A 22,869-nucleotide genomic window follows, 5' to 3' on the forward strand; every position below is an offset into this window, starting at 1 on the left:
CGCGTTGATCGCGCTGCATCGCAATCCGCAGCAGCTCGATTTGCTTAAGCGGCATCCGGAGAAAATGCCGAATGCCGTGCTCGAATGCACGCGTTATGACGGCTCCGTCCAGATGACCATGCGTACTGCCATGGAGGATGTCGAAATCGATGGCGAGATTGTGCAGCGTGGGACCATGGTGTTCCTGATGCTCGGGGCCGCCAACCGCGATCCGGCCCGGTTCGATGAACCCGATCGTCTCGATCTCGATCGGCAGCAGGGGCGCCCGCAAACATTCGGCGCCGGCATCCACCATTGCCTCGGATATCGCCTGGCGCTGATCGAACTCGAGTCCGCGCTCGGCGCATTGCTCGAGCGGCTACCGAATCTTCGACTACCTGATCTGGACCGGTTGAGCTGGAATCAACGCGGCAATCTGCGGGGGGTCAGTGCGCTTATCGCGGCGTGGTAGCGGCGATCTGACGGGCAAATGATTTATCGGATCGGAAAACATCTTTCGCTTTGCTACAATTTCGAAGGCAAACGAATCGGCCTTCGACGGGCTGCGTAACCAGTGAACGATACGAGCGATAAAGCGGCGCAGCCTTCAGTTGCGCGCAACAGGCAAACTGGCACGCTTGCGCAAACGCTACGGCGTTTGCGGACTCATGCGCATTTGACCCTGCAACAATTGAGCGAACGATCGTCGATTTCCGTTTCGACGCTGTCCAAGATCGAAAACGGGCAGCTCTCCCCGACTTACGAAAAAATCGCGGCGCTCGCGACCGGGCTCGGCGTCGACGTAAGCGACCTGTTCAATCAAACACCCAAACCGGTTCCGTTAGGACGACGAAGCATCACCAAAGCCGGTGGCGGGATCGTGCACGAAACGAATCAGTACGTGTACGAGGTGCTCAACGCAGATTTGGCCGACAAGCGTTTCGTGCCACTTTTTACGACGATTAAAGCACATAGCATCGGAGAATTCCGAAGCCTGCTGCGGCACGACGGCGAAGAATTCCTCTATGTACTGGAAGGAACGGTCATCGTGAACACCGAGTTTTATGCGCCCAGTACGTTGAACAAGGGGGATGCCATGTATTTCGACAGCACGATGGGGCACGCTTGCATATCGGGAAGCGACGAGGACGCGAAAGTCCTTTGGGTCTGTTCGCATGTCACACTGGACTAGTACTGGTTCCTGCGCAACGAGAATCCGCCGAGGGCGCGAGGCCCGCGGCAGCAATGCTCCGGCACCACCCACTCCGTGAAGCCGGTGGCGCCCAAGTCATTTGATGGTCTTCACTGAGGTCCATTTTCCGTCGACGACCTCATACAGCGTCGTAGACGGGTGGGTCAGCGCGCCCGATGCGGTGAATTGAATATCGCCGGTGATACCCGCATAGACCTGCTCGCGCAATTTCGGCAGAAAATCGGCCGGCTTTGTCGAATTGGCCGCCTGCATTGCCTTGACGGCGGCCCAGGTTGCATCGTAGGCGAACGGAGCGTACGAGAGCATGGGCGTACCGAATTTCCGCTGGTACTTCGCCTCGAATTCCTTGCCGCGTGCAAGCGCTGCGATCGGCGTGCCGTATTCCCACGCCATCGCACCTTGTGCATCGGCGCCGGCAACCTCGAGGAACGTCGGCTCAACGACGCCGCCGCCCCCCACGAACTGCGCGCGCATTCCGAGCTGCTTCATCTTTTTCTTCACCATCCCGGCCTGCGGGTTGAGCCCCGCAAAAAACACCAGGTCCGCATTCTGGCCTTTGATGTGCGTAAGCTGGGCGCTGAAGTCGACTGCCTTGTCGTTCGTGTATTGACGATCGACGATGTTGCCATGCGCAGCCGTCACGGCCTTGACGAACTCGTCCGCCTCGCCCTGCCCGAACGCGGTCCGGTCGTCGATGATGGCGATGCGTTTGGCCTTCGTGACATCGACCGCGTAGCGGCCCGCGGCGCCAGCGTTTTGCGCGTCGGTCGCAATGATGCTGAACACGTATTGGCTGCCCTGCTCGGTAATCGTCGGGTTCGTGGCGGCAGGCGTGATCATCGGAACGTGTGCGTTCGTATAGATCTTCGATGCGGGAATCGTCGTCCCCGAATTGAAATGCCCAATGACGACAGATACGCCCTTGTCCGCCAATTGCTGTGCGACTTGCACGCCCGTTCGCGGATCGGCCTGATCGTCCCCCGCCTCAACGGCGAGCTTGAGCGGCTTGCCCGCAACGATGATATTCGAGGCGTTGGCTTCGGCAACGGCCAATTTCACGGCGTTTTCGATGTCTTTGCCGTATGCCGCATTGTTTCCGGTCAGTGGCGCGGCAACACCGATACGCGTGACATCGTCAGCATGCGCGGGGCCTGTCATGACGAGTCCCACCGCCACCAAAATTGCATAGATCCGGCTGTTTTTTAGAACCGACATAGGTGTCTCCATTGGACTTTGTTGGAAGTAAGTGACTGGCCGAGCCCCTGCGGATTCATCGGGTCGGCCGGGTCGAGAGTGCGCTGCTCACGCACCGACGGATGCGTCATACGCGAGCGATGCAGCGGCAAGGTCTTCGAGCGCCGTTCCGACGGCCTTGAAAACCGTGATTTCGTCCGGGCTTTGCCGTCCCGCATGCTCGCGACGGCAAAGTTGTGCAAGCGTGGCCCGGATCGACGCTCTATCGAACGCTCCCGACTGCATTGGCGACAGCAGGTCTCCCGCTTTCATCAATGCCTCGTCGGTATCGACGAATACCGATGTGTCGACAAAACAATCGTCGTCCGATTCGCGCATCGCCGGCGTAAAGCCTCCGATGAGGTCGAGGTGCGTTCCCGCGCGCAACCACGAGCCTTTGATGAGCGGCTCCGTGGACAGCGTCGCACAAGAGACGATGTCGGCACGCCGGACGGCGGTTTCGAGATCGTCGGCCACTTGGGCGCAAAAACCTCGTTCGTTCAAACTGCCAGCGAGCGCTTCCGCGCTTTTCCTATTGATGTCCCACACCATCACTTCCGTGATTGGGCGCACCGCGGTATAAGCCTCCGGAATCAGCGAGCCCACCCGTCCCGAGCCGACCACGAGCAGCCGGGCCGAATCGCGCCGGCTGAGCCAACGCGCGGCGAGCGCGGAAGCCGCCGCCGTCCGTCGGGACGTAATCACGTCGCCGTCCAACATCGACAAAGGCACGCCCGTCGTCGCGTCGAGCAAGATGAACGTGGAGTGAAGCCCGGGCAGCGAGCGGCGACTATTGGACGGAAACACCGATACCGTCTTGATGCCGATGCGCCCGCCCGTTTGCCACGCGGGCATGAGCAGCAGTGTGCCGGGAGGATCGTCCGGCCCGCAATCGATCGTGTGATTGTGGCGAAGAGGCACGATACAGCCGTCGACGAACATGGCGTCGATTGCATCGATCAGGCGATCGAACGGAAGACGGCTGGCGGTTTGCGAAGAGTCGAGTATGAGCACGTCGAAAAATTCCAATGAGATCGATTGATGTGACGCTACGGATTCGCCGCTCGATTATCGTGATGTGAATCTCGAGGGGGAGAACGGCGCGAGATCGATGTCGGTCTTTCTGCCTTGAATAGCTTGGGCGACGAGACGGCCCGTCTGCGGCCCTAGTGTCAGGCCGAGGTGCCCGTGCCCGAATGCGAAAAAGCAATTGGGGTGATGCGCGGAAGGCCCGATCACCGGCACCGAGTCCGGCATTGACGGGCGAAAACCCAGCCACCGGTCTTCCACCGGTAGTTCCGCCAGCGCCGGCACGATGCTCCGAATGGCATTCAATGTGCGGTCGATGTTTCCATACGCCGGCGGCGCATCGAGTCCCGCAAATTCAACGCTGCTGGTCATCCGCAAACCGCGGTCGAGCTGGGAGAAGACCACGGACTTCTCATGCCAGAAGAGCGGGGACCGAAGCAAGGTGCTGTGCCCCGTGTCGAGCATGACGTGATAACCGCGCTCGGTATCGAGCGGCACGTGATCGCCGAGTTCAGCGGCAAGGGCCTTCGACCATGCGCCGCAGGCGAGTATGAAAGTGTCTCCCTCTATCGGCCCGTCGGATACGCAAACCGCCGATAACCGCCCATCCTTGAAAACGACCTCGCGGGCGCTATCGTGAATGAACTCCACGCCTTGCCTCGCACAGCCATCCGCGATGCGAGCGATATATTCGCCCGGGCTTTTCACTTGCTGACAATCGGTGAAGAGCGTCGCCTTCGCGAATACGCCCGCGAACCCTGGGGCGAGCGCGTCGATGTCCGAAGCGTCCAGCGGTTGCATCGTGACGCCCCAGTCCGCGAGTTCAGCACGCTCGTCCCCTTGGCTTCGATAAGCGTCGTCGGACTGATAGGCCTTGATCCATCCCGTCGGTGCCAGCAATTCAGTGGCTGAACACGCCGCGGCCAATTCGGCATGTGCATCGAGCGCTGTTTGCAAAACGGAGTTGAGCGCCGTTGCCGAGCGAAGGAACGGCTCGCGCGCGCTGGACCGCGCGAAGCGAATCAGCCACGGAATCACCACGGGAAGGTAGCGCCAGCGAATCTGCAACGGGCTGTCTCGCGAAAGCAGCAACGAGGGCAACTGCCGCAGCAAAGCCGGCGTGGCGAGCGGAAGCGTTTCGCAGACCGCCAGGATGCCGGCATTGCCGAAGCTGGCGCGCCGCGAGGCGATGTCCGGATCGATGACCTTGACGCGATAGCCGGCGCGCCTCGCGAAAAAAGCACAGCTGAGGCCGACGATCCCGCCCCCAATCACTATTACGGTCTTCTGATGTTCCATCGCATCCGCCCTCGGGACTGCAGGTTTAGCGAGAACTATACAGAAAATGTTTTGCCTTTCGTACTGGTATTTTTCCTATACGATAATTTACGAGCATACCGCCCGGTTGCGTCGAGCGTTCTTGGCGTCCGGGCCCAACCCAGAGCCGTCCCGACCCGCCCGAAGGCGGGCCCGGCGGCGCAGCTACCCGGTCAGAATTGATGCAGCATTCCGAGGCGGAGCATCAGTTGTCGCTTGGTGGTCGAGGCATCTGCAATCGAGAAATCGAAGATATCGGCATGCTGAGCATCGCCGGCGGCCTGCTGCAATGCCCCCATCGCGTACAAGGTGGTGCGCTTGGAGAGCGCATAGCTGCCCATCAACGAAAATTGATGGTATTTGGGCTTGCTGCCGTTGTAATTCACCCTGCCATCGGTATAGGCGTATGCCGCGCCCAACGTCGTGCTCGGCGTGAAGCTGTACTTGCCCCATACCTCGTAGTTGCTGAACGTCACGGAGCTCGTCGTGCCGTTCGCATCCTCGAATTTCGTGTTGGTATAGTCGATGCCCGCCGTTGCCGGGCCCAGCGTGTAGTTCGCACCCACGCCGATGATCCGCTCGTTGTGCGGGTGACCGACGTAGCTGAACGGACCGCTGGCGCCGATCGCGGCGCCCGTCGTGTTGCCGATGAAATCGCCGTCCGTGAAGAGGCTCGCCGGATTCTTCGCGTAGAAGTACGCCGCGCCCGCGTTGAAGCCGGCGTGCGCATAGCTCGCACCCACGCTCCACATGCCCGTCGTCCCCACGCCCGGGGCGTTCGAGTTGGTGAACGAATACATGCCGCCGAAAGTAAAGCCCGCGATCGAGGGGCTCGCATACTTGATCGCGTTGTCGACGCGGAACGAGTTATCCGTATTGTCGATATCGCCGCCCCGTACGAAAGGACCACCGAATTGGCCCACCGCCGTCACCGGCTGAACGTAGTCGACGACCGAGTCGTACTGGCGGCCGAGCGTCACCGTACCGAGCCCCTGCTTGGAAAGCCCGACATAGGCTTGCCGCCCGAACTCGCGGCCGCCCTGTCGCATCTGCCCGTTCTCCAGGCTGAACCCCGCTTCGAGCTTGAAGATCGCACTCAAGCCATTGCCCAGATCTTCGCTTCCTTTCAGGCCCCAGCGGCTGCCGTACATGCCGTCGAAAGTCCCATCGCGCATGCGCCAGAGCGAATGACCCCCGCTGTTGTTCACATAGTCGATGCCCTCATCGATGACACCGTAAAGCGTCACCGAGGATTGCGCGGCGGCCATGCCCGGCAAACACCCCAATCCCGCGCAGATACTACTTAGGACTACTAATTTATTCATACGAATCGATTTCATCGAAGTCTCCAAGTTCTCCACCATTTTTTTGCTGAACCTCTACGACACTACAGATACCGCCACTTCTCTTTTTGCCGACGCCGATCGACGCGCCCCGCGTCCCGGCGTCCCGATCAAACAGCCATGCACAGATATTTGATGACGATGTAGTCGTCGATGCCGTAGTGCGACCCCTCACGGCCGAGCCCCGATTGCTTCACGCCGCCGAACGGCGCGACTTCGTTCGAAATCAGGCCCGTGTTGATACCGACCATCCCGTATTCGAGCGCCTCGGCCACGCGCCAGACTCGGCCGATATCGCGGCTGTAGAAATAGGCGGCAAGACCGAACTCCGTATCGTTGGCCAGGCGTACGACTTCGTCATCGGATGAAAACCGGAAGAGCGGCGCGAGCGGCCCGAACGTCTCCTCTTTCGCCACGGCCATCCCTGCAGCCACATCGGTCAACACCGTCGGCTCGAAGAAGCCATGACCGAGCGAGTGCCGTTTGCCGCCGGTAACAAGGCGCGCGCCCTTGGCGAGCGCGTCCGCGATATGGGACTCCACCTTCTCGAGCGCTGCCTCGTTGATCAACGGACCGAGCGCGACGCCGCTTTCCGTCCCGCGTCCGACCTTCAGGTTGTTGACCGCGGTTGCGAGCTTGTCCGTGAATGCGTCGTAGACACGCTCATGCACATAAAAGCGATTGGTGCAGACGCAGGTCTGTCCGTTGTTGCGGTATTTCGACGCGATTGCACCCTCGACGGCGGCGTCGAGATCGGCGTCGTCGAATACGATGAACGGTGCGTTCCCGCCAAGTTCGAGCGTGACTTTCTTCACGGTCGGCGCGCTCTGTGCCATCAGCAACCGCCCCACGGCCGTGGAACCGGTGAACGACAGCTTCCGAACGATGGGGTTGCGCGTCATCTCGGCGCCAATCGCCTTCGGCTCGCCGGTGACGACGCTCAGCACGCCCTTGGGCAGGCCGGCGCGCTCGGCGAGTACCGCCATGGCGAGCGCCGAAAAAGGCGTCGCCTCCGCCGGCTTGACGACGATCGGACACCCCGCCGCGAGCGCGGGCCCGACCTTGCGCGTGATCATCGCGGCAGGGAAGTTCCAGGGCGTAATGGCGGCACACACACCGATGGGCTCCTTCACGACGACGAGACGCTTGTCGGCAGCAGGCGTAGCCAGCGTGTCGCCGGCCACGCGCTTGCCCTCTTCCGCAAACCATTCGAGAAACGAAGCCGCATAGGCAATCTCGCCTTTGGCCTCGGCCAGCGGCTTGCCCTGTTCTGTCGTCAGAATCAGCGCGAGGTCGTCGCTGTGCTCGATCATGAGTTCGTACCAGCGGCGCAGCACGACCGCACGCTCTTTGGCCGTTTTCTTTCGCCAGCCGTCCCATGCCGCCTGAGCGGCGTCGATCGCGCGTGCCGTTTCTGCCGCACCCATGTTCGGAACCGTACCCAGCGAGCCGCCCGTTGCGGGATCGAACACCTCCAATGCCCCGCCCGAATCGGCCGCCCGCCATTCGCCCGCCACGTAGGCCTGATGCCGCAGCAGCGAGACATCCTTCAACGCTTCCTTCAGTTCCATGAATGGTTCCTATCCTTCGCACAAGAGTTGTTCGTGGCCCTGCCGCAACAGCTGCTCGGCGATGGCGGCCACACGCGCCACATGGGCCATCGCCGCATCGCGAGCGCGCTGCGGGTCGCGTGAGCGGATCGCTTCGAGTATCCGATTCATTTCCTCCACGGCCTGCCGGCCGCGGTCGTCGGAGGCGATCGTCATCGCACGCAAGCGGTTGATCCGCGCATTCAACGTCTGCACGATTTCCCACGCGACCGTTCGGTCGCCGCCATGAAACATTTCTTCGTAGAACGTCGTGGTGAATTCGCGCACCGCCGCATAGTCATGGCTCTCGAACGCCCGCCCGATGTTCGCGATGCACTGCGCGAGCCGCGATGTCACGCCCTCATCGGCATGCCGTGCGCATTCCATCGCGGCGTCGCCTTCCAGCAGCGCGCGAATCTCGTAGATTTGCGCCGCCGTGTCCGAATCGAGCATGGCAACGATCGGTCCTTGATTCGGAATCGAGTCGACGAGCCCCTCGGCCTCCAGATGCCGCAGCACCTCTCGCACCACCGTGCGGCTCACACCGAGCTCCTCGCACAGCGAGCGCTCGACGAGCCGCTCGCCAGGCACGAAGTGCGCATCGAGGATCGCGGTGCGTATCTTTTTCAGCGCGAGTTCGCGCAGCGTCGTGGTCCGCCGCTCGACTTTCAGCGAAGGAAGCGCGTCACTCATTCCATTCACGCCTGCGCAAACAGCCGAACATCGCGCGCCTCCCAATCGACGAGCGCTCGATTGCCGATCGACAATCCAAGCTCATGACGGTGGCTCGCGGGCATCCGAATGGATATCTCCTGCTGCCACGGCGTCGCCACCGCGTAGTGCATCGCATCGCCGAGATAGGTGATGTCGCGTACCGTTACCGGCAACCCCGCCGCTGCGTCAGGGCTTTGCAGCGCGCGAATGCGCATTTGCTCGGGGCGGATCATCAACGTACCTTCCTCGCCCGCCGCTAGCCGGTGCCCGACGCTGCCGGCCGTCACCGCATGGCCGTTCGGGAATACGCCGCTTGCACTGCTGTCGCCTGTCGACGTTACGCGCACCGGCAGGAAATTCGAGTTGCCGATGAAACCTGCGACGAAACGCGATGCGGGGTTGGCATACAGCTCCTCGCCGGTACCGACCTGCTCGATTCGCCCTTTGTCGAATACCGCGATACGGTCGGAAAGACGCAGCGCCTCCTCCTGGTCGTGCGTCACGTAAAGAATCGTGACGCCCGTCTCCTGGTGGATGCGGCGCAGTTCGAGTTGAATCTCCTCGCGCAGCTTCTTGTCCAGTGCGGAGAGCGGCTCGTCCATCAGCAGCACGGGCGGGTCGTACGCCAGCGCCCGCGCAATCGCGACGCGTTGCTGTTGACCGCCGGACAGTTGCGCAGGCATGCGGTCGCGACACTCCGACAGATGCACGAGCTGGAGCATCTGATCGATCTTCGCTTTCACCTCGCGCTCGGGGCGGCCGCGTACGCGCAACGGGAACGCGACGTTCTCGCCCACGCTCAAATGCGGAAACAGCGTATAGCGCTGAAACACCATGCCGATATTGCGCTTGTTCGGCGCAACGGACAGCAACGGCTTGCCGTCGAGCAGCACGCGGCCCTCGCTCGGCTCCTGGAAGCCCGCGACGATGTAGAGCGTCGTGCTCTTGCCCGAGCCCGAGGGCCCGAGAAACGTCATGAATTCGCCCTTGCGCACATCGAGCGAGACTTGATCGATGGCGACGACATCGTCGTACGTTTTACGCAGGCGCTGGATTTGCAAGAATGCAGCAGTCATGGCTCATCCACCTCTTTATCGGGCGCGGCGCACTACCGCGCCCGCCAACATCAATACCGTCGTCAGACCGACGAGCAGCGAAGACGCCGCTGCCACGACCGGTGTCAGGTCCTGTCGCAACGTGGTCCAGATTCGCACCGGCAGCGTCTGCAACGTGGGGCTCGCCATGAAGATCGAAACGACCACCTCATCCCACGATGCGAGGAACGAGAAGATCGCGGCGGCGAAAAGACCGAGTTTGATCGCCGGCAACGTCACGCGCAGCTTCACTTCGAGCGGCGATGCGCCGCAGATCAGTGCGGCATCTTCGAGCGCCGTATCGAAGCTCGCGAGCGAATTGCCGATCGAAATGATCGAGAACGGCAGCGCGATGATCAAATGACCGATCACGAAACCCGTCATCGTGCCGTTCAGCCCGATGCGCAACGTGAATGCGTACAACGCCACTGCGAGGACGACGACGGGCAGCACCATCGGCGTGAGAAAGAACGCCTGCAGTGCACCCCGCCCACGAAACTTGCCGCGTACCAGCGCAAGCGAGGCGAGCAAACCGATGGCAACGGACAGCGCCGTCACGATGACTGCCAGCTCCGCGCTCGTCAGCAGCGAACTGAGCCACCCTGCGTCGGTGAAGAGCTGGCGATACCACTGCAAGGTCCAGCCTGGCGGTGGAAAGATCAGCCATTGAGAATCGCCGAACGACAACGCGACGATGAACGCGATGGGCAGCAGCAAAAAGATGGCGACTGCTCCGCCGATGGCCGTCAATACCCAGCGCAGTGCGCCCAGGCGGTCGAAATCTAGAAGCATGTCATTCTCCCAGTCCCGCGCGTGCACCGCCTGTAAAGCGCAGTTGCAGCCCGTAAAGCCCGAGCGTCACCGCAAGCAGCACCAGTGCCGCAGCACCGGCAAGCCCCCAGTTCAGCAGTTCCTGCACGAGTTGCGCGATGAGCTCCGCCAGCATCATGTACGAGGGTCCGCCCAGTAGCGCCGGCGTGACGAAATAGCCGAGCGCCATGACGAACACCATCAGAGCCCCCGATGCAACGCCCGGCATCGCGAGCGGCACCAGTACGCGCCAGAACGCCTGCCAGCGGCTCGCACCGCAGATCGCCGCCGCGCGCAGCGTCGACGCATCGATACTGCGCAACGTGGCATGCAGCGGCATGACGAGGAACGGCAGCATGATGTAGGTCATGCCGATCGTCACGCCGATCAGGTTGTTGACCAGCGCAAGCGGCTCGCTGATCAACCCGAGTGCCATCAGCACCCGGTTGATCGGCCCCGTCGCTTGCAGCAGCACCATCCATGCGAACGTGCGCGCAAGCAGATTGGTCCACATCGAGAGCAGCAAAATGGCGAACAGCACCGAGCTCACCCTGCGCGGCGCGATGGCCAGCAACCACGCAGTCGGGAATCCGATCGCGACAGTCACCACGGTCACCACCGTCGCAACGAGGAACGTATTGCCGAATACGCGCAGGTACGTCGTCGAACCGAGGAGCTGCGCGTAGTTGTGCAGACCGGGAGTCGGTTCGAGCACGCTGCGCAACAGCAGAGACAGCACCGGCAGCAAAAAGAAAATCACGAGCAGCAGCAGCGCAGGCATCAGCAGACGGAGGCTGCGCCAATCGCGCCGCCGACGCGTGGGCGTCGTCGCCGGATGCGCAACGGTACTCAAAACGTCAGGCATGTTGACTCCCAATCGAGACTTCCAAGCGCTCGCGCAGGCTTACTTCGATTGCCATGCGTACCATCGCTTGGCAATGGCGTCGCGGTTCTCGGCCCAGTACTTCATATCGAGATCGATCTGCGAGGACTTGTACTGGTCCGGCAGCGTCTTGGCGACGGCGGCGGGCATCAACGCGGGCGCTTTCACGTTGATCGGCGCGTAGCCCGTATCCGCCGCGAACTTGGCCTGCGCCTGAGCGCTCGTCGCGGCGGCGAGGTACTTCATCGCCTCGGCACGATGCTTGGCGCCTTTCGGGATCACGAGCATGTCGGCAGCCGTCAGGTTCTGATTCCACGAGATGCCGACGGGTACGCCCGTCTGTTCGAGCGCATGCAGGCGACCGTTCCAGAACATGCCGATGGGCGCCTCCCCGGATGCGAGCAACTGCTGCGACTGCGCGCCGCCGCTCCACCAGACGATGCTGCTCTTGATCGTGTCGAGCTTCTTGAACGCGCGGTCGAGATCGAGCGGATAGAGCTTGTTCGGCGGCACGCCATCGGCAAGCAACGCAATTTCGAGCACGCCCGGAGCGGACCATTTATAAAGCGTGCGCTTGCCGGGGAAGCGCTTCGTATCGAACAGATCGGCCCACGTGGACGGTTGGACCCCCGTGAACTTCGACTTGTTGTAGCCGAGCACGAACGAATAGTAGAAACTCCCGACGGCGTCCGGGGAGGTAAAGCGCGGATCGAGATCGTCTTTCTTGACGACGGAAAAGTCGATCGGCTCGATGAGCCCCGCTTTTTGCGCGGCATAGGCGAAATCGCCTTCCACGTCGACAACGTCCCAGTTCACGTTGCCGCTATCGACCATTGCCTTGAGCTTGCCATAGTCGGTGGGACCGTCCATCAGCACGTTGATGCCCGTGGCCTTCGTGAACGGCTGCGCCCAGTCCTTTTCCTGGGAGGACTGCGTCGTGCCGCCCCAGCTCGTGAATACGATCGGGTCGGCCGCACGCACGCTGGCCGTCATGAGGGTCGCCGCGCATGCGATCGTCGCTGCCGTGAAAAAAACGCTCCTGCTGCTCATGCTTGTCTCCTGTCGAATGGAGCGAGTGCTGGAGCACTGACTCCGATCCCATAGTTTTTGAATCGTCTAACCGCGATACCGCCAAATCCCATCGACGCTCATTGAAGCGGCGAGAAAGACGCCGGCTTCATGATCTTGCTTTCCATCTCTTCCATCAGCGCCTGAATCTTCGGCGCGAAGGCGCGCCAGGCCGCGTCCTCCGCGAGCGCAGCCCGCCGGCGTTCACGTTCGTCCAGGCTCGGGTACGCCCAGATGTGAACGATCTGATTCAGCGGTCCGATCTCCGAGTAGAAATAGCCGACCAATTGGCCTAGATAGCGCCTCTGCAGTTCGATGCCCTCCTCCTCGACGAGCTTCAGATAAGCAGGCACGGCTCCCGTCTTGATGCGATACGTGCGAACTTCATAAAACATGCGTTTCTCCCCCTTTCTCTCAACGCATCACGAACGGATCGGCGATCGGCTCGTCCGACGTGCGAATCCAGACCGACTTCGTACGCGTGTACTCGAGCACGGCTTCGAGGCCGCCCTCGCGTCCGAGACCGCTGAGGCCATATCCGCCGAACGGCACGATCGGTGACACCGCGCGGTATGTATTGACCCATACGATGCCCGCGCGCAACGCGCGGGTCAGCCGATGCGCGCGCGTGAGGTCCCGCGTGAACACACCCGATGCGAGCCCATAGCGCGTATCGTTCGCGAGCGCAATGGCTTCGGCTTCGGTATCGAACGTCACGACGCTGAGCACCGGGCCGAAGAGTTCTTCCATGACGCTGGGCACCTGCGCATGCGGACAATCGACGATCGTCGGCAGAAAGTAGTGGCCATCGTCGAAACCCACCGGCCGCGAGCCCCCGACTACGACGCGGCCGCCGGCCTCGACGCTCGCGAGCAATACTTGCTCGATGTGGTCCAGTTGCCGACGCGTCGCGAGCGGTCCCATCTCGGTTGCCGTATCCAGCGGGTCGCCGATCCGGATCGCGCGTGCGCGAGCGATCAAGCGCTCGACGAGCGCATCGTGAATGCCGCGTTGCACGACGAGGCGCGAACCGGCCACGCAGCTTTGCCCCGTCGCCGCGAAAATGCCTGCGACGACGGCATTGCAGGTGCTGTCGAGATCGGCATCGTCGAACACCAGCACGGGCGACTTGCCGCCCAGTTCGAGCGACATGGCCGCGAGGTTGTCGGCCGAATTGCGCACGACGTGGCGCGCGGTTTCCGGTCCACCCGTGAATGCGATGCGCGAGACGAGCGGATGGCTCGTCAGCGTGCGCCCACATTCATTGCCGAAGCCGGTCACGACGTTGACGACGCCATTTGGAAAGCCGGCTTCATGCACGAGCCGCGCAAATTCGAGCAACGGCGCCGGGCCGTCTTCGGACGCCTTGAGTACGACCGTGCAGCCGGCGGCGAGCGCGGGCCCGACCTTGACAGCCGAGAGGAACAGTTGCGAATTCCACGGAACGATCGCCGCGACGACGCCGACGGGCTCGCGCCGCAGCGTCACTTCCATATCGGGTTTATCGACGGGGAGCCAGGCGCCCTGAATCTTGTCGGCCACGCCGGCGTAGTAACGGTAGTACTCGGCGACGTAACCGATCTGGCTTCGCGTTTCGCGGATGATTTTGCCGGTGTCGCGCGTTTCGAGTTCTGCAAGGCGCGGCGCGTGCTGTTCGATCAGCTCGGCGAGCCGGTACAAAAGCTTGCCGCGCGCGCTCGCCGTGAGATTGGCCCATGCCGGATCATTGAGCGCACGATGCGCGGCATGCACCGCACGGTCCACGTCCTGCGCGCTCGCCGCCGGCATCTGCGCCCAGACGCGGCCGGACGACGGATCGATGCTGTCGAAATGCTCGGCGGCATCCTCGAACGCGCCGTCGATGTACTGCTGAAACCGTTGAGACATGTCGATCCGCTCCTTCAATGAAGTGGGCTGAAAGCGTCAGTCATTCAATCAGCGCACGCCGCCGAACGCGGGCATGACTTCGGAAATGAACAGCTCCAGCGACTTGCGCTTGCGCTCGAAGCTCATATGGCTATCGAGCCAGAAGCTGTATTGGTCGTAGCCCAGTTCCTCGTAGCGCTTCAACCGATCGATCACCTGACTCGGCTGCCCAATGACGAGATTCTTCCGTATCGCTTCGGGCGAGTACTGCGGGAACATCTCGACGTCGGCCTCCGTGAGCGGCTCGATGAATCCTTGCTCGATCGGGCGTTCGTTCTTGAACCACTTGCTGAAGTACCGATAAAAGCGCGCCAGGTCCTCCACTGCTGCATCGACTTCGGCAGCGTTCGCCCCGACGAACGTATGCATCAGCATCATGACCTTCGGGCGCGGCACCTCCGGATGCGCGGCGCACGCCGCATTGAAACGCTCCATCAGGCTCGCGACTTCGGCGTCGCCCGCCGCCAGCGATGTCACCTGCACGTTGCAGCCGTTCGCCACAGCGAATGCATGCGAGTTCGGATCGCGTGCGGCGAGCCACATCGGCGGATGCGGCTGCTGAATGGGGCGCGGAACCGGCGTTGTCGCGGGCCACGACCAGAATTCGCCGCGATGCGCGCAGTCGCCCTGGAAAAGCTTGCGCAAGGCCGGCACGAGCTCACGCATTCTCGCGCCGGCGCTCATCGCATCGAGCCCCGGCAAAAGGCGCTCGTATTCGAACGAATATGCCCCACGCGCAATGCCGAGGTCGAGCCGGCCGTTGCTCGCGACATCGACCATGCCCGCTTCACCCGCCAGCGCAATCGGATGCCAGAACGGCGCGATCACGGTGCCGGTGCCCAAACGGATGTGCTCGGTTTTCGCGGCGAGATACGACAGATTGACGAACGGATTCGGCGCGATCGTGAACTCCATCGCATGGTGCTCACCGATCCACGCTGTCTCGAACCCGCCGCGCTCGGCGATCTGCACGAGCTCGGTCAGCTGGTCGAACAGTTCGCGATGCGACGTCTTCGTGTCGTACCGCTCCATATGCAGGAACAACGAAAACTTCATGACTTGTCTCCTATCGCCTCGCAGCGATCCTTATCTGTAAGCCGATTCAGTGCGTCGGCGCGAGCGGTTGCACCGTACCCGCTTCCGTATCGCCAACGTAGATGCCGAACGCATCCTCGCTACGCTCGCGCACGTAGCGCTCGAGCATCGAACGCACGGCATCGTCGCGAAAAGCGTCCCACGGTATCTGCGTCAACGGCACGATGCGCATGGCACCGCCCGATTGCGGCACGATGTCGTTTTTCACGCGGCCACGGTAGTAGATCTGCACACCTGGGGTCGGGCCGCCTTTTGCCTCGAACACCGCGAAAAGGAAGTCCAGATGGGCTTTTAGACCGAGCTTTGCCAATACGCCCTGCAGACTGCGAGGATCGCTTTCCGGTTCGAGCTTGACGCCCGTCGGCAAACGCAAACCTTCCGGCGTATCGAGCAACACCAAACCGTCCCGGTGCTCGAGAATCGCTCCGACTCGTGCGCTCGGCCCCGCGGCGGCCAGAGCGTCGAGCGACAGACTGAAGTTCACATAGGCACCGCGGCAGTAACCGAGCGGCGACGACGCCGTGTGAAGGAAGTCGACGACGCGACCAATCAGAATGATGTGATCGCCCGCGTCGACGACATCGTGCGTCGCGCAATCGAAGCTCGCCGCCGCGCCGTCCATCACGGGCGCACCCGTGACACGGGCGTGCCATACCACTTGCGCGAACTTGTCCGGCGCCTTCGAGGCGAACACTCCGGATACGGCCTTCTGGTCCTCGGCGAGAACGCTCACCGCAAAATGGCGCGTCTGCGAAAACACCGCGTAGCTCGATGCCGTTTTCGCGATACAAACGAGAATCAGCGGGGGATCGAGCGACACCGACGTGAACGAGTTGGCGGTGAACCCGCGCGGAGAGCCGTCCGGCTGAACCGTCGTCACGACGGTGACACCCGTCACGAACGCACCGAGTGCGCGGCGAAATTCGGCGATATCGATCGCCTGGGCGTTGATCGACTCAGTCATTGCACCCTCCCCGGCCCATTGCGCCGATCGGCGGTCGCGCTTGCTTCGGAAGCGTCCCGCAGGAATTCGAGCAACCGTTCGTTCACTTGCGCCGGATCGGTCACGTTCATCATATGACGTTCATTCGCGATGATCTGGGCGCGGCCGAACGGCGCCGCAGCTGCCATCGCCAGCGACATCGCCGGATTCGAATTCGCGTCGCATTCCCCGGTCAGGAAAAGCGCGGGCACGGCAAGGCCGGCGAGCCGCCCGACGTGCGCGTCGTCCGACCGCGCGAATAGACGATAGGTGCGCGCATAGCCGACCGGGTCGACCGACAGCAATAACGCCCGCACGGCCTGCGCCGCTTTCGTCAGATGAGCCGGCACCGGATCGCCGAACCAGCGAGCGAGTGTGGCATCGATACCCGCATCCTGCGGCGCATCGCCGAGATTTGCTGCGCGGCTCATGACCGCTTCGCGTTGCCCGGGCGAGCGATCGTAGACAGCGTTCAGGGCGGCGACGCTGCGTGTACGCAACGGATGCGCGAGCGCGAATTCAATTGCGACGAGCGCGCCCATCGAGTGACCGACTATATGCGTGCGCTCGATCCGCAGTGCGTCGAGCAGCGCCTCGAGTTGCGACGCGTACTGGTCAAGCGTCGGCTCGGCCGTCGGCAACGCGCTGTCGCCATGGCCGAGCATGTCGTACGCGATGACCTGATAATGCGCGGTCAGCGCGTCGATCTGCGGCGCCCATACGCTGCGGTTCATGCCCACACCATGAATCAGCACCACCGTTTCGCACGCATCGCCGGTCTGCGGCGAATAAATGCTGTAGCTCGTATTCGCTGCGATGCCGCTCGTCGTGGCGCACTCGAGCGCACGTTCAATCTTCATTGGACTCGAGCTCCTTCAAGTCCTGATAGCGATCGCCGATGCGATGGTGCGGCCGTCCGCCAATGGAGGCGCCCAACGCGACGACGAGTTCGTCGTGCGCGGGGGCATCACAAATCGAGAATTGAACGGTCAGGTAGTGCGAACGCATACCTTCGTCATGCTTGTGCATCAGCGGAATCGAAATCGGGCAGTTGGGGCCGCCGCGCAGGTTCGTGAAGCTCAGGTAGCTCTTCGCTCCGACTGCCTGCCGGTAGTGGTTGCCGAATCGCAGCGTGTGGATCAGCGCCGAAGCGTGTTCGAGCTCGCCGGAAGTACCGACGACAGCCGCCTTGCCATAGCCTTCTACTGCGTCGCCAGATCCGGCGATGCGCAAAATCTCCGCCGTCAATAGCTCGCCGAGTTGCGGCGCGAGCGCTTGAATCTCCGGCTTCAAATCCTCGACGAAGCCTCGACCCGCCCACGGGTTGCGCAGTACAGCCGCAACACCAAATAACTTCAGCGGTCGAGCCGCCGTCTTGCCGCCTTCGATAAGCGTTTCTTCGATCGTGGTGACCACCTTGCGCACTTCGAGCTTCATAGCGTTCTCCTGCCGGGGCAAAGGCCCTGGGCGTCGTTGACTGAGATTATGGTATACCATCTTATGGCGTGAACGAGAGCACCGATATCATGGAATACCATGATATCGAGGCGCGATTCGGGAGCGGAGGGGTTGGCGTGGAACGCCGCCGGGCGGGGAAGTTAAGTAATAATACGGAATGCCAACGTGCCGCCGCGGGCTATCCGGTACGCAGCGCGCAGAAGACCGTCCACCCGTTACGCACCATGTCAGATCTGAAAATCGACCGAACGACCAAAACCCTGAGAGAGCTCACGCTCGACAAGCTGCGCGGCGCGATCGTCCAAGGCTACTTCAAGCCTGGCGCGCGCCTGGTCGAGCGAACGCTTTGTGAAGAACTCGGCGTGAGCCGGACCGTGGTGCGCGAAGTGCTTCGACACCTCGAAACCGAAGGCCTGGTCGAAATCGTTGCGCGGCACGGGCCGATCGTGGCAAGGCTCGATCCGAGCCAAGTGGGTGAGATCTACGAACTGCGGAGCCTGCTCGAGGCGCATGCGGCCGCCGCGTGCGCCGAGCGCGCCACACCTGCCCTCGTCGCGCGGCTGCGCGATACCCGCCGCATGATCGAAGCCGCATTCGCCTCGGGCGACGTTCCGCGCGTGCTCGAACACACCGAGCAGTTCTACGACGCGATGTTCGAAGGCGCCGGCAAGCTCGTATCGCTAAGCGTCGTCAAATCGCTGAATGCGCGGATCAATCGGCTCAGGGCATTGACCATCGCAACGCCGGGCCGCAAGGACGAATCGAATCGTGAAATGAACGCACTGCTCGACGCAATCGAACGCCGCGATGCGAAGGCCGCCTCGGCCGCATCGTGCGCGCATATCAAACGGGTGTCCGAGCTTGCCTTGAGCGCGCTCGCCCAACAGGAAGAAGCCAGCGCCTGACAAAAACAAAACGCCCCGGCCGAAGAACTCGCCGGGGCGCCGCTGGAGCCGTCGCAAGAACGGCTCCGCCAAGATTGCTCGATCAACGCTTATCGATCGGCTTCGCTTCGCGCGGGCCTTCACCGATGAAGAGCTGACGCGGACGACCGATCTTCTGTTCGGCCTCCGAAATCATTTCGTTCCACTGAGCGATCCAGCCGACCGTACGGGCCATTGCGAAGATGCAGGTGAACATCGACGTCGGGATGCCGAGCGCGCGCTGCACGATACCCGAATAGAAGTCGACGTTCGGGTAAAGCTTGCGCGAGACGAAGTATTCATCCTCGAGCGCGATCTTCTCGAGCTGCATCGCCAGCTTGAAGAGCGGATCGTCATGCAGGCCCAGCTCTTCGAGCACTTCGTGGCACGTCTCGCGCATCAGCTTCGCACGCGGGTCGTAGTTCTTGTAGACGCGGTGGCCGAAGCCCATCAGCTTCACGCCCGAATTCTTGTCCTTCACCTGCTTGATGAACTCGGGGATGTTGTCGGGCGAGCCGATTTGCTCGAGCATGTTCAGCGCGGCTTCGTTCGCGCCGCCATGCGCCGGGCCCCACAGACAAGCGATACCGGCCGCGATACATGCGAACGGGTTGGCACCGGAAGAACCTGCCAGACGCACCGTCGAAGTCGATGCATTCTGCTCGTGATCCGCATGGAGGATCAGGATCCGATCGAGCGCGCGCACCAGCACGTCGTTGATCTTGTACTCCTCGCACGGGTTCGAGAACATCATCCGCATGAAGTTCGCGCTGTACGAGAGGTCGTTCTTCGGATAGACGAACGGCTGACCGATGCTGTACTTGTAGGCCATGGCCACGAGCGTCGGCAGCTTGGCGATCATACGGATCGCCGATACGTCGCGATGATGCGGATTCGTGATGTCGAGCGAGTCGTGGTAGAACGCCGACAGCGCGCCAACCGATGCGACGAGAATCGACATCGGATGCGAGTCGCGACGGAACCCGCGGAAGAAGAACTGCATCTGCTCGTGCACCATCGTGTGACGCGTGACGGTGCCCACGAATTCGGCCTTCTGCGCCTTGGTCGGCAGCTCGCCTTTCAGCAGCAAATAGCATGTCTCGGGGAAATCCGCGACTTGCGCAAGCTCGTCGATCGGATAGCCGCGATAGAGCAGTTCGCCCTTGTCGCCGTCGATGTACGTAATGGCCGAATTGCACGATGCCGTCGACATGAAGCCCGGGTCGTACGTGAATTTGCCGGTCTGACCGTACAGTTTGCGGATGTCGATCACGTCGGGGCCCATCGTGCCCTTGTAAATCGGCAATTCGACGCTCGGCGAATTATCGCTGAACGATAGCGTGGCTTTAACATCTGACGGAGTCATGGCATCCTCAATCGAAGTTGGAACGGTTTTCCGATCATGCGCGCGCGGCGCCCCACAGCTGCGACGCTCACACAGCGCGCAAAAGCCCCAGCACCCGGACGACAGCCGGGTCGGAAAGTTCGCCTTCCGGTTCCTTGCGGGCGAGAAGCAAGTCCATCAGGTCGTTGTCGCTCAGCTCGAACAGGCGCGTCAAGGCACCCACGTCGTCGTCGCTGAGGCTCTGCTCGTAACGGCTGAAAAAACGCTCGAAGATAAGATCGTTTTCCAGCAGACCCCGCCGCGCGCGCCAGCGCAGGCGCGCGCGGCGCAACGGGTCGGATTGATGCGCGGTGTCTTCCATCTCAAACGGTACGACGGACCATCAATTCCTTGATCTTGCCGATCGCCTTCGTCGGATTGAGGCCCTTCGGGCACACGTCGACGCAGTTCATGATCGTATGGCAACGGAACAGACGGTACGGATCTTCCAGATTGTCGAGCCGCTCGCCCGTCGCCTCGTCGCGGCTGTCCGCAATGAAGCGGTACGCCTGCAAGAGCCCCGCCGGGCCGACGAACTTGTCCGGATTCCACCAGAAGCTCGGGCACGAGGTGGAGCAACTCGCACACAAGATACACTCATACAGCCCATCGAGTTCGTCACGTTCCTCAGGCGATTGCAGACGCTCTTTCTCGGGCGGCGGCGTGTCGTTGATGAGGTACGGCTTGATCGAGTGGTATTGATTGAAGAACTGCGTGAAATCGCAGATCAGATCGCGCACCACGGGCAGGCCGGGCAACGGGCGCAGCACGATCTTCTGCGGCAGGTCGTTCAGGTTGGTCAAGCACGCCAGACCGTTCTTGCCGTTGATGTTCATTGCGTCCGAGCCGCAGACGCCTTCGCGGCACGAGCGACGGAACGACAGCGTTTCGTCGACGGCCTTCAGCTTGACGAGCGCATCGAGCAGCATCCGCTCATGCTCGAGTTCGAGCTCGTACGTCTGCATGCGCGGCGCCGCATCCTTATCGGGGTCGTAGCGGTAGATTTCGAAAATTCGTTTTGCCATTTTCAGCTGTCCTTGGAATGGGCCGCGTTAGAACGTCCGCGCCTTCGGCGGCACCGATTCGACCGTCAGCGGCTTCATGTGCACCGGCTTGTAATCGAGGCGATCGCCTTCGCTGAACCACAGCGTATGCCGCAGCCAGTTGTCGTCGTCGCGGTGCTCGTAATCGCTTTGCGCGTGCGCGCCGCGGCTTTCCTTGCGGGCGTCGGCCGAGACTATCGTCGCGCGTGCCACTTCGATCAGATTGGCGAGCTCCAGTGCTTCGACGCGTGCCGTGTTGAACACCTTCGACTTGTCCTTCAGGTGCACATGATTGACGCGCTCGGCCAGCTCCTTGATCTTCTCGACGCCTTCGGCCAGCAGCTTCGAGGTGCGGAACACACCCGCGTGCGTTTGCATCGAGGTGCGGATGTCGCCGGCAATCGCCTGCGTATATTCGCCCGAGCTCGATTTGTCGAGCTTGTCGAGGCGGGCGAGCGCGAAGTCGGCGGCGTCGAGCGGCAGCGGCTTGTGCTCCTTGATGTCCTTGACGTGCTTGACGATATGGTTGCCGGCAGCACGGCCGAACACCACGAGATCGAGCAGCGAGTTCGTGCCCAGGCGGTTCGCGCCATGGACAGAGACGCACGAACATTCGCCCACGGCATAAAAGCCGTTGACCGGATCTTCGTGGCCGCGCGACGTACCGACGACCTGACCGTGGATGTTCGTCGGAATACCGCCCATCTGATAGTGGATGGTCGGCACGACGGGAATCGGCTCTTTGATGCAATCGACGTTGGCGAACTTCAGCGCGATCTCGCGGATCGACGGCAGACGCTTCATGATCGTCTCCGCACCGATGTGCGAGAGATCGAGCAGCACGTAGTCCTTGTTCGGGCCCACGCCGCGGCCTTCCTTGATCTCCTGGTCCATCGAGCGCGAGACGAAGTCGCGCGGCGCAAGGTCCTTGAGCGTCGGCGCGTAGCGCTCCATGAAGCGCTCGCCGTTGGCGTTGCGCAAGATACCGCCTTCGCCGCGCACGCCTTCCGTGATCAGCACGCCCGCGCCGGCCACGCCGGTAGGATGGAATTGCCAGAACTCCATGTCCTGCAGCGCGATGCCCGAGCGGGCCGCCATGCCGAGACCGTCGCCCGTGTTGATGAACGCGTTCGTCGATGCCGCGAAAATACGGCCCGCACCGCCCGTGGCGAACAGCGTGCACTTGCCTTCGAGGATATAGACGTCGCCCGTTTCCATCTCGAGCGCCGTCACGCCGAGCACGTCGCCATCGGCGTCGCGGATCAGATCGAGCGCCATCCATTCGACGAAGAACTGCGTCTTCGCGGCGACGTTTTGCTGATAGAGCGTATGCAGCAGCGCGTGACCGGTGCGGTCGGCGGCCGCGCAAGCGCGCTGCACGGGCTTTTCGCCGTAGTTCGCGGTATGGCCGCCGAACGGGCGCTGATAGATCGTGCCGTCCGCATTGCGGTCGAACGGCATGCCGAAGTGCTCCAGTTCGTAGACGGCATTCGGCGCTTCGCGACACATGAATTCGATCGCGTCCTGGTCGCCGAGCCAGTCGGAGCCCTTGATCGTGTCGTAGAAATGGTAGTGCCAGTTGTCTTCGCTCATGTTACCGAGCGATGCGCCGATGCCGCCTTGCGCGGCGACCGTATGCGAGCGCGTGGGGAACACCTTCGAAAGCACGCAGACCGACAGGCCCGCGCGCGCGAGTTGCAGCGAAGCGCGCATTCCCGAACCGCCCGCGCCCACGATGACCACGTCAAAGCGGCGACGCGGCAGAGAATTCTTGATTGCAGCCATT

Annotated in this window: 23 protein-coding genes; 3 read left to right on the forward strand and 20 right to left on the reverse strand. The window is 62.1% G+C overall.

Features of this window, described 5'->3' with window-relative positions; translation table 11 throughout:
• A partial coding sequence (locus ACO1XS_RS24475) for a cytochrome P450 (protein WP_486391910.1) occupies window positions 1–451 on the forward strand: 451 nt, incomplete at its 5' end.
• A gap of 102 nt (window positions 452–553) precedes the next feature.
• Window positions 554–1,171 carry a helix-turn-helix domain-containing protein gene (locus tag ACO1XS_RS24480; protein WP_331571130.1) on the forward strand — a complete coding sequence of 206 codons (618 nt, stop codon included), beginning with the start codon at window positions 554–556 and terminating at the stop codon, window positions 1,169–1,171.
• A gap of 96 nt (window positions 1,172–1,267) precedes the next feature.
• On the opposite strand, the gene ACO1XS_RS24485 is transcribed toward ACO1XS_RS24480, so the two are convergent.
• The 16 genes from ACO1XS_RS24485 to ACO1XS_RS24560 all read right to left on the reverse strand — a co-directional run bounded on the left by ACO1XS_RS24485 (window position 1,268) and on the right by ACO1XS_RS24560 (window position 17,712).
• Window positions 1,268–2,407 carry a branched-chain amino acid ABC transporter substrate-binding protein gene (locus tag ACO1XS_RS24485; RefSeq protein WP_486391911.1) on the reverse strand — a complete coding sequence of 380 codons (1,140 nt, stop codon included), beginning with the start codon at window positions 2,405–2,407 and terminating at the stop codon, window positions 1,268–1,270.
• Window positions 2,408–2,494: 87 nt separating this feature from the next.
• Complete coding sequence (gene lhpI / locus ACO1XS_RS24490; RefSeq protein WP_486391912.1) at window positions 2,495–3,439, reverse strand: bifunctional Delta(1)-pyrroline-2-carboxylate/Delta(1)-piperideine-2-carboxylate reductase; 945 nt, start codon at window positions 3,437–3,439, stop codon at window positions 2,495–2,497.
• A 54-nt stretch (window positions 3,440–3,493) separates the two neighbouring features.
• A complete protein-coding gene (locus ACO1XS_RS24495) occupies window positions 3,494–4,753 on the reverse strand; it encodes an NAD(P)/FAD-dependent oxidoreductase (RefSeq protein WP_486391913.1) in 1,260 nt (419 codons plus the stop codon).
• 191 nt (window positions 4,754–4,944) lie between these two features.
• Complete coding sequence (locus tag ACO1XS_RS24500; RefSeq protein WP_486391914.1) at window positions 4,945–6,111, reverse strand: porin; 1,167 nt, start codon at window positions 6,109–6,111, stop codon at window positions 4,945–4,947.
• A 113-nt stretch (window positions 6,112–6,224) separates the two neighbouring features.
• Window positions 6,225–7,685, reverse strand: a complete 1,461-nt coding sequence (locus ACO1XS_RS24505) for an NAD-dependent succinate-semialdehyde dehydrogenase (RefSeq protein WP_331568658.1) — start codon at window positions 7,683–7,685, stop codon at window positions 6,225–6,227.
• Between the two features lie 9 nt (window positions 7,686–7,694).
• The gene (locus ACO1XS_RS24510; RefSeq protein ID WP_331568656.1) at window positions 7,695–8,396 is read right to left on the reverse strand and encodes a GntR family transcriptional regulator; all 702 of its coding nucleotides are present in this window, start codon (window positions 8,394–8,396) and stop codon (window positions 7,695–7,697) included.
• A 5-nt stretch (window positions 8,397–8,401) separates the two neighbouring features.
• The gene (locus ACO1XS_RS24515; RefSeq protein WP_486391915.1) at window positions 8,402–9,493 is read right to left on the reverse strand and encodes an ABC transporter ATP-binding protein; all 1,092 of its coding nucleotides are present in this window, start codon (window positions 9,491–9,493) and stop codon (window positions 8,402–8,404) included.
• 15 nt (window positions 9,494–9,508) lie between these two features.
• Entirely contained in the window at window positions 9,509–10,303 is a 795-nt protein-coding gene (locus tag ACO1XS_RS24520) for an ABC transporter permease (RefSeq protein ID WP_486391916.1), read from the reverse strand.
• Window position 10,304: 1 nt separating this feature from the next.
• On the reverse strand, window positions 10,305–11,186 hold the full coding sequence (locus ACO1XS_RS24525; protein WP_486391917.1) for an ABC transporter permease: 882 nt from the start codon (window positions 11,184–11,186) through the stop codon (window positions 10,305–10,307).
• A gap of 39 nt (window positions 11,187–11,225) precedes the next feature.
• Complete coding sequence (locus tag ACO1XS_RS24530; RefSeq protein ID WP_486391918.1) at window positions 11,226–12,254, reverse strand: ABC transporter substrate-binding protein; 1,029 nt, start codon at window positions 12,252–12,254, stop codon at window positions 11,226–11,228.
• Window positions 12,255–12,352: 98 nt separating this feature from the next.
• Window positions 12,353–12,667: an NIPSNAP family protein gene (locus ACO1XS_RS24535; RefSeq protein WP_331568646.1), complete on the reverse strand. Its 315-nt coding sequence runs from the start codon at window positions 12,665–12,667 to the stop codon at window positions 12,353–12,355.
• A 19-nt stretch (window positions 12,668–12,686) separates the two neighbouring features.
• On the reverse strand, window positions 12,687–14,159 hold the full coding sequence (locus ACO1XS_RS24540) for an aldehyde dehydrogenase (RefSeq protein WP_486391919.1): 1,473 nt from the start codon (window positions 14,157–14,159) through the stop codon (window positions 12,687–12,689).
• A gap of 48 nt (window positions 14,160–14,207) precedes the next feature.
• Window positions 14,208–15,254 carry an LLM class flavin-dependent oxidoreductase gene (locus tag ACO1XS_RS24545; RefSeq protein ID WP_486391920.1) on the reverse strand — a complete coding sequence of 349 codons (1,047 nt, stop codon included), beginning with the start codon at window positions 15,252–15,254 and terminating at the stop codon, window positions 14,208–14,210.
• A gap of 46 nt (window positions 15,255–15,300) precedes the next feature.
• The gene (locus tag ACO1XS_RS24550; RefSeq protein ID WP_331568640.1) at window positions 15,301–16,257 is read right to left on the reverse strand and encodes a flavin reductase family protein; all 957 of its coding nucleotides are present in this window, start codon (window positions 16,255–16,257) and stop codon (window positions 15,301–15,303) included.
• A complete protein-coding gene (locus ACO1XS_RS24555; RefSeq protein ID WP_331568638.1) occupies window positions 16,254–17,135 on the reverse strand; it encodes an alpha/beta fold hydrolase in 882 nt (293 codons plus the stop codon). Before ACO1XS_RS24555 ends, ACO1XS_RS24550 begins: the two co-directional genes overlap by 4 nt.
• Window positions 17,125–17,712, reverse strand: coding sequence for an amino acid synthesis family protein (locus tag ACO1XS_RS24560; protein ID WP_481578699.1), 588 nt, complete (start codon window positions 17,710–17,712; stop codon window positions 17,125–17,127). Before ACO1XS_RS24560 ends, ACO1XS_RS24555 begins: the two co-directional genes overlap by 11 nt.
• A 245-nt stretch (window positions 17,713–17,957) precedes the next feature.
• Between ACO1XS_RS24560 and ACO1XS_RS24565 the strand changes: the two genes are divergently transcribed.
• Entirely contained in the window at window positions 17,958–18,638 is a 681-nt protein-coding gene (locus tag ACO1XS_RS24565) for a GntR family transcriptional regulator (protein WP_440563865.1), read from the forward strand.
• Window positions 18,639–18,720: 82 nt separating this feature from the next.
• Here the strand turns inward: ACO1XS_RS24565 and gltA are convergent, their stop codons facing one another.
• From gltA to sdhA, 4 genes are all read right to left on the reverse strand, one after another.
• Window positions 18,721–20,022 (reverse strand): citrate synthase, encoded by a 1,302-nt coding sequence (gene gltA, locus ACO1XS_RS24570; protein WP_331568632.1) that lies wholly within the window; start codon window positions 20,020–20,022, stop codon window positions 18,721–18,723.
• 67 nt (window positions 20,023–20,089) lie between these two features.
• Window positions 20,090–20,362, reverse strand: a complete 273-nt coding sequence (locus tag ACO1XS_RS24575; RefSeq protein ID WP_173256624.1) for an FAD assembly factor SdhE — start codon at window positions 20,360–20,362, stop codon at window positions 20,090–20,092.
• Window position 20,363: 1 nt separating this feature from the next.
• A complete protein-coding gene (locus ACO1XS_RS24580; protein WP_331568630.1) occupies window positions 20,364–21,065 on the reverse strand; it encodes a succinate dehydrogenase iron-sulfur subunit in 702 nt (233 codons plus the stop codon).
• Between the two features lie 27 nt (window positions 21,066–21,092).
• Window positions 21,093–22,868, reverse strand: a complete 1,776-nt coding sequence (gene sdhA, locus ACO1XS_RS24585; RefSeq protein ID WP_486391921.1) for a succinate dehydrogenase flavoprotein subunit — start codon at window positions 22,866–22,868, stop codon at window positions 21,093–21,095.
• Window position 22,869 lies beyond the last annotated feature (1 nt).

This window comes from Trinickia sp., assembly GCF_057351765.1.